Consider the following 11,958-nt stretch of genomic DNA (forward strand, 5'->3'; position numbering starts at 1 on the left):
AGTTTTTTTTAAACAAAAATAAAGATGGAAGAAAATTTTAGAATGATAGCCAAATGTTTTTTTGGTTTTGAAGAAATATTAGAACAAGAATTGCGTGCGCTTGGTGCGCAGGATGTCGAAAAAGGAGTGCGAATGGTGAGCTTTAAGGGCGATAAAGGTTTTATGTACAAAGCCAATTTATCGCTAAGAACTGCGCTTAAGGTTTTAAAACCAATTTACTCATTTAGAGCGAATAACGAACAGGCTTTATATAAAGGAATTTCGGGCGTAAACTGGTCGAAATTATTAAATGCCAACCAAACTTTTGTAATTGATGCAACGGTGCATTCAACATATTTTAACCACTCTGAGTTCGTTTCTCAAAAATGTAAAGATGCTATTGTGGACCAGTTTAGAGAAAGAACGGGACAACGCCCAAGTATTGATAAAGCTTTTCCGGATTTAAGAATCAACATTCATATCGATAAAGATCAGGTTTCGGTTGCTTTGGATACCTCAGGAAATTCATTGCATCAGCGTGGCTACAGAACGGCTACGAATATTGCACCAATCAACGAGGTTTTGGCGGCAGGAATTTTGTTATTATCAGGTTGGGAAGGACAAAGTCACTTCTTAGACCCAATGTGTGGATCTGGAACTTTCCTTGCAGAAGCAGCTATGATTGCTTGTAATATTCCGGCAAATATCAACAGAAAAGAATTTGCTTTTGAAAAATGGAAAGACTGGGATAATGATTTATTTGATCAGATTGTAAACAGTTTAATGAAAAAAACTAAAGAGTTTCATTATACCATTAAAGGTTTTGATAAAGCGCCGAGTGCGGTTAATAAAGCCAAAGACAATATCAAAAATGCGAATCTAGACGATTATGTTACGATTTCTGAAGATAACTTTTTTGATACCGAAAAAGCGGTAGAAGGAAAATTGCATATGGTTTTTAATCCGCCTTATGATGAGCGTCTGGATATTCACATGGAAGAATTCTACAAAAATATCGGTGATACTCTAAAGAAAAGTTATCCGGGAACAAATGCCTGGTTTATCACAGCAAATCTTGAAGCACTAAAATTTGTGGGTTTAAAACCATCAAGAAAAATCAAACTTTTCAACGCAAGCCTTGAAGCACGTTTGGTAAAATACGAAATGTACGAAGGAAGTAAGAGAACGAAGTTTCAGGTTTCTGAATAGGCACAGAGGCTCAAAGGTTCAGAGGAGCAAAGGTGAAGAAAAAACATTGTTGCTTTGAATCTGTATAATTTGAATCTCAAAAAAACTACAAGTTAACTAAGTTCAAAACCACAAAGCTTCAAAGTTGGAAAAAAAACCTTTGTCCCTCTGAACCTTTGTAACTATGAACCTCAAAAAGAAAAAAATGTCAAAACTACAAGTAAGAGCTTTTTTATATCAATTAGGATGTTTCGCGATTTTATTTATTTTAGGTCGCTTTTTGGTAGCAACATATACACAATTAACCGGACTTTGGATTCCGATGACGTCGTTTATTGTGGCGACTTTGATTTCACCTAAATTTCAGGCGGTAAAAACGAAAGACGGTGAAAAGCTTTTTATGAAATGGATTTTTATAAAAGGAATTAGAGAAATAGGTTAATTAGCCACAATTATAAGGATTATAAAGATTTTGTTTCACCGAAGCCTCGGGATACAACGCTTTGCGGACTTAAATTGTGTATACACAACTTAAATCTTAGTGAAACTCCGCGAAAAAACCTTTGCGTTCTCTGCGTTAAAAATAATTAAAGAATATTTATAAAATAGTTATTTATGAAGATAATTGGACTTATAGGCGGAATTAGCTGGGTTTCTACAGCAGATTATTACAAACTTATAAATCAGGGAATAAATGAAAAAATGGGAGATTTGAACTTCTCGGAATGTTTACTTTATTCTTTCAATTATGCTGATATAAAAAAGAATAACGAAAACAACGATTGGGATTCGACTTTTAATATGCTTTTAAAAGGTTGTCAATTTCTAAAACAAGGCGGAGCAGAAGCTATTATTTTATGCGCTAATACAATGCATTTAATCGCTGACAGACTTGAAGAAGCCATCGATTTACCAATCATTCATATTGCTACAGAAACAGCGAAAGAAATTCAGAAGCAAAATCTTAAAAAAGTAGGTTTATTGGGAACCAAATTCACAATGGAACTGGATTTTTTTAAAGATAAACTTATCGCGCAGGGAATTGAAGCTATTATTCCGGAAAGTGAAAATGATAAAGATTTTATTCATACTACCATTTTTGAAGAATTAGGAAAAGGACTTGTAACTCCCGAAACCAAAAAACGTTATCTGGAAATTGCAAACGAATTAATAAAAAGAGGAGCTGAGGGAATTATTTTAGGATGTACCGAGATTCCGCTAGTGATTTTACCTGAAGATGTTGCTGTTCCTGTTTTTGATACAACTTTGATTCATTCAAAAGCCGCAGTCGAATTTCAGCTGTCTTAATTAAAAAAATATAAAAATTTAAAAGCCACGAATTCATGAATTGATTATTTAATTCTTGAATTCGTGGCTTTTATTTATTGGTAAAAATTATTTCTTTGGACTGCTTTTTTGAATTTCCGGTACAATTACTTTTTTCTTATAAAGCGGAATAAAATAAGAAACGGTATAATTAAAACCAATTCCGAAATTACCATCATATGTTCTGTTGAAACCTGGAATATACAAATTATCAAAACCATCAGGTGTTTTATTGGCTACCAAAAGCTTTAACTGAACAGAGAAACCTACAAATACATTATTAAAAACTTTTGCCTTTAAACCTCCTGTAACTTCAAGCCATCCTGCTGTTAAGCCGTCAAATTTTTGTCCGGCAACAAGTGCAGGTTCTTCACCCCAATAAGGATTTGCGTTATATATTTTATAACTGTTCAATTGCTGACTAAAGGTACTAAAACCACCACGTAAACCTATGCTTAAAATGTTTTCCATATCAAGCCAGTTTTGGTATAAGTTATAATCAAAACCACCTTTAATATAGGTACCGGTTGCAGTAGAATTTAATCTGTCGTCGTCTGTAGTTTTATCTTCAAAACCAAGTTCTGCTGCTATATAGTATTTTTTCGTTAAACGAAAATCACCTACAATTTCGATTCCTTTATAATCTTTATCATATAAACCTCGGGTTAGTTTATACAAATCGACCCCTACCCGCAAACCATAACGATTTGTTTTTGGAGGAGTTGGAATACTGTCTGTTTTAGCTTCCTGAACTTGTTTTGCTTTTGTTACAGGTTTTGCTGCAGTTTTTGTTTTTTCAGGAACGATTTCTTTTGTCGCCGTAGAATCCTGGGCGTTAACCAAAAACATTGAAAGCAATAAGCAAATACTAAAAGTATACTTTAATGTGTGTTTCATCTTCGTATTCAATGTTAAGATTTATTGGGGCGATATTTTGCATCCATAAACCATCACTGGTAGGATCTGTTTGTTCGTAAGGTGTTTGGGTATCCAGTTTAAAAATAGTTTTAAAACCACAAGCTCTGGATACATACACATTTTGCCTGGTATAATTAAATTTTAATTTATCAGTATTAACCAAATCTGCATTTGTATTGTCCGAATTTAAAATAAAACTATAAGTAGCTGTGTCTTCGTCTGTTTTTAACGGAATACCAATGGAATCACCGCTGGTAATGTATTTTTCATCATCAAGGGCACTTTCGTTGAAAATGATTCCTTCTGTTTGTCCGTCGCCAATTACTTTTAATCTTGTTACTTTTTTCTTTACAGTTGGATTATTAATATCGTAAAACGAAATTATCAATCGGGGAGTGGTTGGTGTATTTGCGTCACAAATATCATCCTTCTCGCAACCTGATAATCCAAAAGCAAAGAGTAATAAAAATGAGATTATTTTTTTCATTTATAATTTAGTTATCGAAGTTCTAAAAGTACAACATTTTCAACATGATGCGTTTGCGGAAACATATCAACCGGACGAACACGGGTTACTTTGTATTTTTCATCCATTAAAGCTAAATCCCGCGCTTGTGTAGCCGAGTTACAGCTTACGTAAACTACTTTTTTAGGAGCAATTTTTAAAATTTGATCGATAACGTCTTTGTGCATTCCATCTCTTGGCGGATCTGTAATAATAACGTCAGGTTTTCCATGCTGTGCGATAAAAGCTTCATTGAAAACTACTTTCATGTCACCAACAAAAAACTCGCAATTTGTAATATTATTGCGTTCTGCGTTTGCTTTAGCATCCAAAATAGCTTCGGGAACACTTTCTACACCAATTACTTTTTTAGCTTTTTTAGAAACGAACTGAGCGATAGTTCCTGTTCCTGTATATAAGTCATAAACAGTTTCGTCGCCAGTAAGTCCGGCAAAATCACGTGTAATTTTATACAATTCATAAGCCTGATCAGAATTGGTTTGGTAGAATGATTTAGCATTGATGCTAAATTTCAATCCTTCCATTTCTTCCAGAATATAATCTCTTCCTTTGTATAATTTTATATCCTGATCGTAAATGGTATCGTTTTGCTTCGAATTTACCACATATTGTAATGAAGTAATTTGTGGAAATTTCTCGTATAAATGATCCAGAATAAGTTCACGGTTTTTCTTGTCATTTTCAAAAAACTGAATCAAAACCATGATTTCTCCCGTTGAAGCAGTACGAATCATAAAAGTTCTTAATAAACCTGATTGTTCTCTTGGATTAAAAAATGCCAGATTATGTTCATTTGCAAAATCACGAATTTCATTTCTGATTGCATTGGATGGATCTTCCTGTAAATAACATTTTTGGATATCCAGGATTTTATCCCACATTTTCGGAATATGAAATCCTAGTGCATTTCTGTTTCCTAAATCTTCTGTACTTCCAATTTCTTTTTCGGTTAACCAACGAGCGTTAGAAAACGAAAATTCCATTTTATTTCTGTAGAAAAACTGTTTTTCTGAACCTAAAATAGTTTCAAATTCAGGAAGTTCAACTTTTCCAATACGTTGTAAGTGATTTTTTACTTCATTTTGTTTGTAATACAACTGTTGGCTGTATTTCATATTTTGCCATTTACAACCTCCACAAACGCCAAAATGATCGCAGATTGGTTCAATACGATGTTCTGATAATTCATGAAATTTTACGGCTTTACCTTCGTAATAAGCCTTTCTCTTTTTGAAAGTTTGTATGTCAACCACATCTCCCGGCACGACATTCGGAATAAAGATTACTTTTCCGTCAGGAGCTTTTGCTACTGAAACTCCTTTTGCTCCGGCATCAAGAACCGGAATTTGATGAAAGACAACTTTGTCTGTATTTTTTCTTCCCATAGCGCAAAAATAAGGGTTTGTAAACTTTTACGAATTTAATTTTCAAAATATTTTACCAATTTTATCAATTTATTGAGTTTAATAACGTTTAAACGGTAACTTTGCCTTTGCAACAATCCCAAATGCTGCATTTTTAACCTATTTGTATTGTTTTTTTTATGAAGTTGTACCACGAGCTTTCACAAATTAGCTTTTTAAAAAAGAGTTATGCTTTCAAATTTTTATTTGTAGCATTTATTGGTATACATATTCCTCTAATCGGAATTTTATTTTTTGTCCTTTATTATGATACTGCTATTTCAGCAACTTCGATTTTAGTATTTTCTCTCATAATGACTTTGCTGGCTACTTTGATTACTTTATTTATTTTGAATCAATTAATAAAGCCTATAGCCATTGCATCAAAATCTTTGAATGATTACAGAAACAATCGAAGACTATCTGTTTTGCCAACCGAATATTCTGATGAAGCCGGTTTATTAATGTGTAATATTCAGGAATCTATTTATGAAGCTGAAAGTTTTATCAACGAAAAACAGGATTTGATTTATATGCTTTCTCATGATTTGAAAAACTTTGCCGGAAATCCGCAAGGTCTGGCAAAATTAATTATTGAAGAAAATCCATCAGAATCTATAAAAGATCTGGCTGCTTTAATTTGTGAATCGACCGATTTGCAATTTAGATATATCGAAAACTTTATTAAGCTATTAAACGAACAGGATCAGGTAGTAAGATTGAATCAGGAATTGAAAACGATTGTTTTTCCGAATATTTTGCCTTTTATCAATGAACAGGTTGAGCAGCGTTTACTAGATAAAAATATAAAGTTAAGTCTGATTTTAGAATTAGAGGAAGCTAAACTTAGAATTGATGAAGGTTTATTGGTTCAGGTTTTGGTTAACCTAATAAGTAATGCTATTAAATTTTCTTATTTTGATAGTGAAATCAAAGTAAGAATGTATATTGAAAATGAACAGTTGATCATCACTGTTACTGATAACGGAATTGGTTTTGATAAAAATCAAATTGATGAGTTGTTTAAGAAATTTACCAAAATGAGCCGATTAGGAACTGCAAAAGAAACTTCAACGGGAATTGGTTTGTATTTATGCAAAAAAATAATCGAAAGAAACAAAGGTGAATTAACGGCTGCCAGCGAAGGGAAAAATAAAGGAGCTGAATTTAAAATTGTATTTGAAATTTAGTTTTTCCTCCTTTTTATAATTTCATAGTTGATGATTGTAAAGAAATAAAAACAAGAATCGGCTGTAATTTTTCCAAGAATAATTCCGAAGAAATAATTCCCACATAAAATTGGCATCCAATACATACAAAAAGGGCGAACTACCAAAAAGTCCAGAAATGCAGGATATCCAAATTCTAATGCCAGGTTTTTTATTAGAGATAGTACATCTTTTAATGTTGTAGTTTTTTCTGAAATCTTATTTTGCCTCGCTAATTTCCTGTAGGAAGTAAAGATTATTACACCATAAAAAGCAAAATATTCTGCAAACGTAATCAAATAGGCAGTTGTTAATCCGCTATAAATTTTACTGAAAAGCGATGTTAAAAGTGCAGCACTTGTACTTGCTACTTCAGCATATTTATAACGGTTAAACCATTCTTTAAAGTTTGATTTTGTAAGCATTTTTTTGAAGAGGTACTAAGATTCTAAGTTGCTAAGGTACTAAGATTACTAGCAAAAGTTTAAAAAAAACTTAGCATCTTAGCAACTTAGAACCTCAGGACCTTTAATGTTACCATAGCTGATGAACAGAAGGTTTTATGTATTTTTCATAAATAGCGTTCATAGCCGAAATTTTTTCAGGAGTTAATTTTGGCTGATCATAAACGGATAAATTAGACAAAACATGACTTGTTTTTGAGGCTCCCGGAATAATGCAGCTAATATCTTCAAAACCTAAAATCCATTGCAAGGCATAGGGTGCCAGATTTTCGGCTTCGGGAAACAATGCTTTTAATTCCTGAACAGCTTTTAAACCTAAATCATAATCAATTCCAGAAAAAGTTTCGCCTTTATCAAAGGCTTCTCCGTTACGATTAAAATTACGATGATCATCTGCTTCAAAAGTGGTTTTTGCATCAAATTTGCCTGTTAAAAGTCCGCTTGCTAAAGGAACTCTGGCAATTATTCCAATATCTTTTTTTCTGGCTTCTGAGAAAAATAATTGTGACGGACGCTGACGAAACAAATTAAAAATAATCTGAACCGTTGTAACATTCGAATATTCAATTGCTTTCAACGCTTCTTCGACTTTTTCGACGCTTACGCCAAGATTTAAAATCTTACCCTGATCTTTTAAACGATCAAACATTTCGAAGATCTCAGGTCGGTAATAAACTTCGGTAGGAGGACAGTGCAGCTGAATCAGATCCAGTGTCTCTAATCCCATTCTTTTTAAACTATCTTCAACATATTTTTGAAGCACTTTTGGCTGATAACCTTCATTTACATGCGGATTAATTTGACGCCCACATTTTGTAGCCACATATATACGCTCAGATCTTGAACGAACGACGCGCCCAACGGCAGTTTCGCTCAATCCATTTTCGTAAACATCGGCAGTATCAATAAAATTAACGCCATTATCAATTGCAGTATTCAAAAGTTCGTCTGCTGTTTTATTATCAAACGCAGATCCCCATTTCCCTCCAACTTGCCAGGTGCCAAGTGAGATTTCGGATATATTGAAGTTTGTTTTTCCTAGTTTTCTGTAGTTCATTTTTTTTCGTTTAAGGTTCAAAGGTTCATAGCAACAAAGGTTCAAAGGTTTTTGAGACTTGTTTTTAAAACTTTGTCGCTCTGAGCCTCTGAACCTTTGCCTCTTTCTCAATCAAATAAATCCGAAGATAAATAACGATCACCGCGGTCGCAGATAACGGCAACGATAACACCGGATTCTAATTGTTCGGCGATTTTTAAGGCAACTGCAACAGAACCTCCGCTGCTCATTCCGGCAAAAACACCTTCTTCAAGGGCTAATCTTTTTGTCGTTTCTCTGGCTTCTTCTTCACTTACATCGACAACCGTATCTACTTTTGAAGCATCAAAAATTTTCGGTAAATATTCTTGTGGCCATTTGCGGATTCCCGGAATTTGAGATCCATCGCTTGGCTGGGCACCAATGATTTGAATGGCAGGATTTTTTTCTTTTAAATAAGTCGAAGTTCCAATGATAGTTCCTGTCGTTCCCATTGCCGAAACAAAATGCGTTACGGTTCCTTCAGTGTCATTCCAGATTTCAGGACCTGTCGTTTTATAATGCGCCTTCCAGTTATCTTCATTTGCAAACTGATTTAACATCAAATATCCGCCCTGAGCGACTTTTTTATCGGCATAATCGCGCGAACCAATAATTCCTTCGCTGGCAGGCGTTAAAATCACTGTAGCGCCATATGCACGCATCGTTTGAGTACGTTCTTTTGTAGAATCTTCGGGTAAAACCAGTTCTATTTCAATTTGAAACAATTGCGCAATCATTGCAAGGGCAATTCCGGTATTACCGCTTGTTGCTTCAATTAGTTTATCTCCTTTTTTAATGTCGCCTCTTTCAAGAGCCGATGCAATCATATTGTATGCTGCTCTGTCTTTTACACTTCCGCCCGGATTATTTCCTTCTAATTTCAGTAAAAGTTTTACGTTTTTATTTTTAACCAAATTGACAGTTTCCATCAATGGAGTATTTCCAATTAGGTTTAGCAATTTCTGTGGACCCATTATTTTATTTCTTTTATTTTAACTTCAGTTGTAGTAGTATTCATGACAATAGAACCTGCGGGAATAGATTTTGTTACCCAGGCGTTTCCGCCAATAATGCTGTTGGCGCCAATTGTAGTCTGACCACCCAAAATAGTGGCGTTGGCATAAATGCAAACATTTTTTTCTACAGTTGGATGACGTTTTGCATTTTTCATTTCCTTGCTTACGCTCAATGCTCCAAGTGTAACTCCCTGATAAATTTTTACATTTTTTTCAATCACGGTAGTTTCTCCAATAACAATCCCTGTGGCGTGATCAATAAAAAATGGCGAGGCAATTTGTGCACCGGCATGAATATCGGTTCCGGTAATACGGTGAGCATATTCGCTCATTAATCTCGAAAACAATAACAAATCAAGCTGATATAATTCATGGCTTAATCTGTAAATGGCAATGGCATAAAAACCGGGATAGCCCAAATAAACTTCGTCAATACTATTTGATGCCGGATCATTTTCTAAGATATATTCTGCATCCTGATTTAGTTTTTCCAGAACGCCGGGCAATTTTTCCAGGAAACGATCCCAGATAGATTCGCACATATTTTGAGGCTTTCTGCAGGCCAGAACGGCAATTTCCTTAAAACGAATTTCTAGTTCGTCGATACTTCCGTCCAAAGGTGCATTTGAATCAAAAAGGGTATAAAAAAGCTTTTCGGTAAAATCTTCTGTTTTAGTTTTGATTCCGTAATTTATATTTAAATGGCTTTTTAAAGCTTTTATATTCTCTATGATGGTATTTTTTGACACAATTATAAAAATTGAATGAGTAATTTTGAAACGTTAAAAGTAAGGCGTTTTTTGTAAATAAAGGCACGAATTAACTAAAGAAATTTTGTTTTAAGAATTCTATTTGTGATAAATAAAAGAATTTTGGAGGACAATAATTTATATGATTCTTAAGAAGTTAAATGTGTAATTTAGCCAAGTCAAATATATTAAAAATGAAAAATAATCAGACTTTTAAGAGTGCTATTTCTAACCTGTCTTTTCCTGCAAACGAAAAAGTTTCGGGAAAATCAATTCATGATCCCATTTTAGGACTGATAATCAAAGATCATCCTTCTTTTTGCGATGCTGATTTTATTGCTGTTAAAGAATTAAATGACTACCGCCAGAAATATGTTTCAAATTATTTGTCTACAGAAATAGGTACATTATCTGATCTTGAAAAAAGTGTTATTACCTCTTTAAAAGAAGATAAATCAATTGTAAATATTGTTGAAGATGAAGAAGAAACCAGAAGTTTTGGTCAAAAAATAGCCGATAAAGTAGCTGATTTTGGCGGAAGCTGGACTTTCATCATTTCGTTTTTGCTTTTTATAGTCATTTGGATTGGCTCAAATGTTTATATTTTGATGAATAAAGGATTTGATCCTTATCCGTTTATTTTGCTGAATTTGATTCTTTCCTGTATTGCCGCTTTGCAGGCTCCGGTAATTATGATGAGCCAAAATCGCCAGGAAGAAAAAGACAGGACCCGTGCCAAAAAAGATTATATGATCAACCTGAAATCAGAATTAGAAATTAGAATGATTCATGATAAAATTGATCATTTGATTATGCATCAGCAACAGGAATTAATCGAAATTCAGAAAGTACAAATCGAAATGATGAACGATATTCTGAATCAGATTAAGAAATAATTCAGGTTGAAAAATTAAAAATAAAAGTGTTTGAAGTAATATCCACCAACCATAAATAGGCCATTTATGACAGCTGAAACCCAAAGCATTTTTTGATTATTTTTTGATTTTTGGAAAAGATATAAAGCTCCAAATCCAAAAAATAAAAGGGTAGAATAAAGTGCCGGATACATCTTAAAAGCAGCAAAAAAGTCGCCTTGAAAAAGTAAGAATAATGCGCGTTGAAAACCACAGCCCAGACACTCGATTCCGAACAGCGTTTTGAACAAACAAGGCAGCATAAATTTCTCTAAATTCAAAGCGATTATTTTTTACAATTTTACAAAAAAATATCCGATAACATTTCACAAGGTAGGAACTGGTATTTTAAAGTTTCATACTTTTGGATTTTTATACTTTAAAATATGAAAGCTTTTAAAATTTTAATAATGATACTTGCCATTTCGGTTGCATTATATGAGCAGGTTTCGGCAGAAAAAAATATCTATATTATGGTAATTGCGATTGCAGTTTTCATGTATGGAATGATGCAGCTGAGTGCAAAAACGCCAAGTAAAAATCAAGAAAAAGAGGAGCATGATGTTGAATAAAGGAGATAAGGTTTCTGTTTTAGATGAAGCCATAAACGGAACAGTTGTTTCGGTAAAAAACAAGGAAGTTCTGATCGAAACCGAAGACGGATTCTTGATGACATTTTTTGTCAATGAATTGCTTAAAATGCAAGATTCCAGTAATTTAATGAATTCTATTAAAAGAATTAATTTAGAAGAAATTTCGAAAGAGAAAACGGAGCCAAAACCAAGAAGTTTTGTAAAAGAAAAGAAAGATAAACGCGAAATTCCCGCTCCGGAATTTGATTTGCATATTGAAAAACTGGTTCCAAATAAACGCGGAATGTCAAATTATGATATTTTGACTTTGCAAACAGAAACGGCAAAAAGACACATTGAATTTGCGATTCGAAATCGAATTCCGAAAATTGTTTTTATTCACGGAGTTGGCGAAGGAGTCTTAAAAGCGGAACTCGATTTTTTATTAGGCCGTTATGACGGAATTGATTTTCAGGATGCCAATTATCAAAAATATGGGTTGGGAGCAACAGAAGTTTATATTAGGCAAAACAATAAATAAGATTTTTTATTGAACTGAAAAAACTCAAAATAAAGCATAAAAAAACATCCGTATTTAAAAACAATTTCGATGAGAA

The 11,958-nt window shown here is 33.5% G+C and carries 15 protein-coding genes; 7 read left to right on the forward strand and 8 right to left on the reverse strand.

The annotated features are described in order from the left end of the window. Positions 1-24 precede the first annotated feature (24 nt). The 3 genes from SD960_RS13830 (at position 25) to SD960_RS13840 (ending at position 2,475) form a co-directional block, all read left to right on the forward strand. Complete coding sequence (locus tag SD960_RS13830) at positions 25-1,188, forward strand: THUMP domain-containing class I SAM-dependent RNA methyltransferase (RefSeq protein ID WP_318803998.1); 1,164 nt, start codon at positions 25-27, stop codon at positions 1,186-1,188. Positions 1,189-1,372: 184 nt separating this feature from the next. Continuing rightward, positions 1,373-1,609: a hypothetical protein gene (locus SD960_RS13835; RefSeq protein WP_318804000.1), complete on the forward strand. Its 237-nt coding sequence runs from the start codon at positions 1,373-1,375 to the stop codon at positions 1,607-1,609. A gap of 173 nt (positions 1,610-1,782) precedes the next feature. After that, a complete protein-coding gene (locus tag SD960_RS13840) occupies positions 1,783-2,475 on the forward strand; it encodes an aspartate/glutamate racemase family protein (RefSeq protein ID WP_318804002.1) in 693 nt (230 codons plus the stop codon). Positions 2,476-2,562: 87 nt separating this feature from the next. On the opposite strand, the gene SD960_RS13845 is transcribed toward SD960_RS13840, so the two are convergent. From SD960_RS13845 to rlmD, 3 genes are read right to left on the reverse strand one after another with little or no spacing between them, the layout of a single operon-like run. Further along, the gene (locus SD960_RS13845) at positions 2,563-3,390 is read right to left on the reverse strand and encodes a DUF6048 family protein (protein WP_318804004.1); all 828 of its coding nucleotides are present in this window, start codon (positions 3,388-3,390) and stop codon (positions 2,563-2,565) included. Then, positions 3,362-3,898 (reverse strand): DUF6452 family protein, encoded by a 537-nt coding sequence (locus tag SD960_RS13850; protein ID WP_318804007.1) that lies wholly within the window; start codon positions 3,896-3,898, stop codon positions 3,362-3,364. The genes SD960_RS13845 and SD960_RS13850 overlap by 29 nt, the downstream gene beginning before the upstream one ends. Positions 3,899-3,909: 11 nt before the next feature. Beyond that, entirely contained in the window at positions 3,910-5,322 is a 1,413-nt protein-coding gene (gene rlmD / locus SD960_RS13855; protein WP_318804010.1) for a 23S rRNA (uracil(1939)-C(5))-methyltransferase RlmD, read from the reverse strand. A 158-nt stretch (positions 5,323-5,480) separates the two neighbouring features. Between rlmD and SD960_RS13860 the strand changes: the two genes are divergently transcribed. Then, positions 5,481-6,530, forward strand: coding sequence for a HAMP domain-containing sensor histidine kinase (locus SD960_RS13860; protein WP_318804012.1), 1,050 nt, complete (start codon positions 5,481-5,483; stop codon positions 6,528-6,530). Here SD960_RS13860 and SD960_RS13865 read toward each other — a convergent pair. The 4 genes from SD960_RS13865 to epsC all read right to left on the reverse strand — a co-directional run bounded on the left by SD960_RS13865 (position 6,527) and on the right by epsC (position 9,855). Next, positions 6,527-6,973 carry a hypothetical protein gene (locus tag SD960_RS13865; RefSeq protein WP_318804013.1) on the reverse strand — a complete coding sequence of 149 codons (447 nt, stop codon included), beginning with the start codon at positions 6,971-6,973 and terminating at the stop codon, positions 6,527-6,529. The genes SD960_RS13860 and SD960_RS13865 overlap by 4 nt on opposite strands. Positions 6,974-7,082: 109 nt before the next feature. Beyond that, complete coding sequence (locus tag SD960_RS13870) at positions 7,083-8,069, reverse strand: aldo/keto reductase (protein WP_318804015.1); 987 nt, start codon at positions 8,067-8,069, stop codon at positions 7,083-7,085. A gap of 107 nt (positions 8,070-8,176) precedes the next feature. Further along, positions 8,177-9,064, reverse strand: a complete 888-nt coding sequence (gene cysM, locus SD960_RS13875; protein WP_318804017.1) for a cysteine synthase CysM — start codon at positions 9,062-9,064, stop codon at positions 8,177-8,179. Beyond that, the gene (epsC, locus tag SD960_RS13880; protein WP_318804019.1) at positions 9,064-9,855 is read right to left on the reverse strand and encodes a serine O-acetyltransferase EpsC; all 792 of its coding nucleotides are present in this window, start codon (positions 9,853-9,855) and stop codon (positions 9,064-9,066) included. Before epsC ends, cysM begins: the two co-directional genes overlap by 1 nt. Before the next feature lie 194 nt (positions 9,856-10,049). Here epsC and SD960_RS13885 point away from each other — a divergent pair, with 194 nt between their 5' ends. After that, complete coding sequence (locus SD960_RS13885; RefSeq protein ID WP_318804022.1) at positions 10,050-10,751, forward strand: DUF1003 domain-containing protein; 702 nt, start codon at positions 10,050-10,052, stop codon at positions 10,749-10,751. A gap of 14 nt (positions 10,752-10,765) precedes the next feature. Here the strand turns inward: SD960_RS13885 and SD960_RS13890 are convergent, their stop codons facing one another. Next, positions 10,766-11,032 (reverse strand): DUF2752 domain-containing protein, encoded by a 267-nt coding sequence (locus tag SD960_RS13890; RefSeq protein ID WP_318804119.1) that lies wholly within the window; start codon positions 11,030-11,032, stop codon positions 10,766-10,768. Between the two features lie 123 nt (positions 11,033-11,155). On the opposite strand from SD960_RS13890, the gene SD960_RS13895 reads away from it, so the two are divergent. Together SD960_RS13895 and SD960_RS13900 are read left to right on the forward strand one after the other, a co-directional pair. Next, on the forward strand, positions 11,156-11,341 hold the full coding sequence (locus tag SD960_RS13895; RefSeq protein WP_073393544.1) for a hypothetical protein: 186 nt from the start codon (positions 11,156-11,158) through the stop codon (positions 11,339-11,341). Next, positions 11,331-11,882 carry a Smr/MutS family protein gene (locus tag SD960_RS13900; RefSeq protein ID WP_318804121.1) on the forward strand — a complete coding sequence of 184 codons (552 nt, stop codon included), beginning with the start codon at positions 11,331-11,333 and terminating at the stop codon, positions 11,880-11,882. Before SD960_RS13895 ends, SD960_RS13900 begins: the two co-directional genes overlap by 11 nt. Positions 11,883-11,958 lie beyond the last annotated feature (76 nt).

It is taken from the genome of Flavobacterium sp. MMLR14_040, from assembly GCF_033657265.1.
Taxonomy (GTDB): domain Bacteria; phylum Bacteroidota; class Bacteroidia; order Flavobacteriales; family Flavobacteriaceae; genus Flavobacterium.

Excerpts from the sequence above, each read along its gene's own strand:
- SD960_RS13830 (WP_318803998.1), top strand. The coding sequence starts at position 25 with ATGGAAGAAAATTTTAGAATGATAGCCAAATGTTTTTTTGGTTTTGAA.
- SD960_RS13835 (WP_318804000.1), top strand. The coding sequence starts at position 1,373 with ATGTCAAAACTACAAGTAAGAGCTTTTTTATATCAATTAGGATGTTTC.
- SD960_RS13840 (WP_318804002.1), top strand. The coding sequence starts at position 1,783 with ATGAAGATAATTGGACTTATAGGCGGAATTAGCTGGGTTTCTACAGCA.
- SD960_RS13845 (WP_318804004.1), bottom strand. The coding sequence starts at position 3,390 with ATGAAACACACATTAAAGTATACTTTTAGTATTTGCTTATTGCTTTCA.
- SD960_RS13850 (WP_318804007.1), bottom strand. The coding sequence starts at position 3,898 with ATGAAAAAAATAATCTCATTTTTATTACTCTTTGCTTTTGGATTATCA.
- rlmD (WP_318804010.1), bottom strand. The coding sequence starts at position 5,322 with ATGGGAAGAAAAAATACAGACAAAGTTGTCTTTCATCAAATTCCGGTT.
- SD960_RS13860 (WP_318804012.1), top strand. The coding sequence starts at position 5,481 with ATGAAGTTGTACCACGAGCTTTCACAAATTAGCTTTTTAAAAAAGAGT.
- SD960_RS13865 (WP_318804013.1), bottom strand. The coding sequence starts at position 6,973 with ATGCTTACAAAATCAAACTTTAAAGAATGGTTTAACCGTTATAAATAT.
- SD960_RS13870 (WP_318804015.1), bottom strand. The coding sequence starts at position 8,069 with ATGAACTACAGAAAACTAGGAAAAACAAACTTCAATATATCCGAAATC.
- cysM (WP_318804017.1), bottom strand. The coding sequence starts at position 9,064 with ATGGGTCCACAGAAATTGCTAAACCTAATTGGAAATACTCCATTGATG.
- SD960_RS13885 (WP_318804022.1), top strand. The coding sequence starts at position 10,050 with ATGAAAAATAATCAGACTTTTAAGAGTGCTATTTCTAACCTGTCTTTT.
- SD960_RS13890 (WP_318804119.1), bottom strand. The coding sequence starts at position 11,032 with ATGCTGCCTTGTTTGTTCAAAACGCTGTTCGGAATCGAGTGTCTGGGC.
- SD960_RS13895 (WP_073393544.1), top strand. The coding sequence starts at position 11,156 with ATGAAAGCTTTTAAAATTTTAATAATGATACTTGCCATTTCGGTTGCA.
- SD960_RS13900 (WP_318804121.1), top strand. The coding sequence starts at position 11,331 with ATGTTGAATAAAGGAGATAAGGTTTCTGTTTTAGATGAAGCCATAAAC.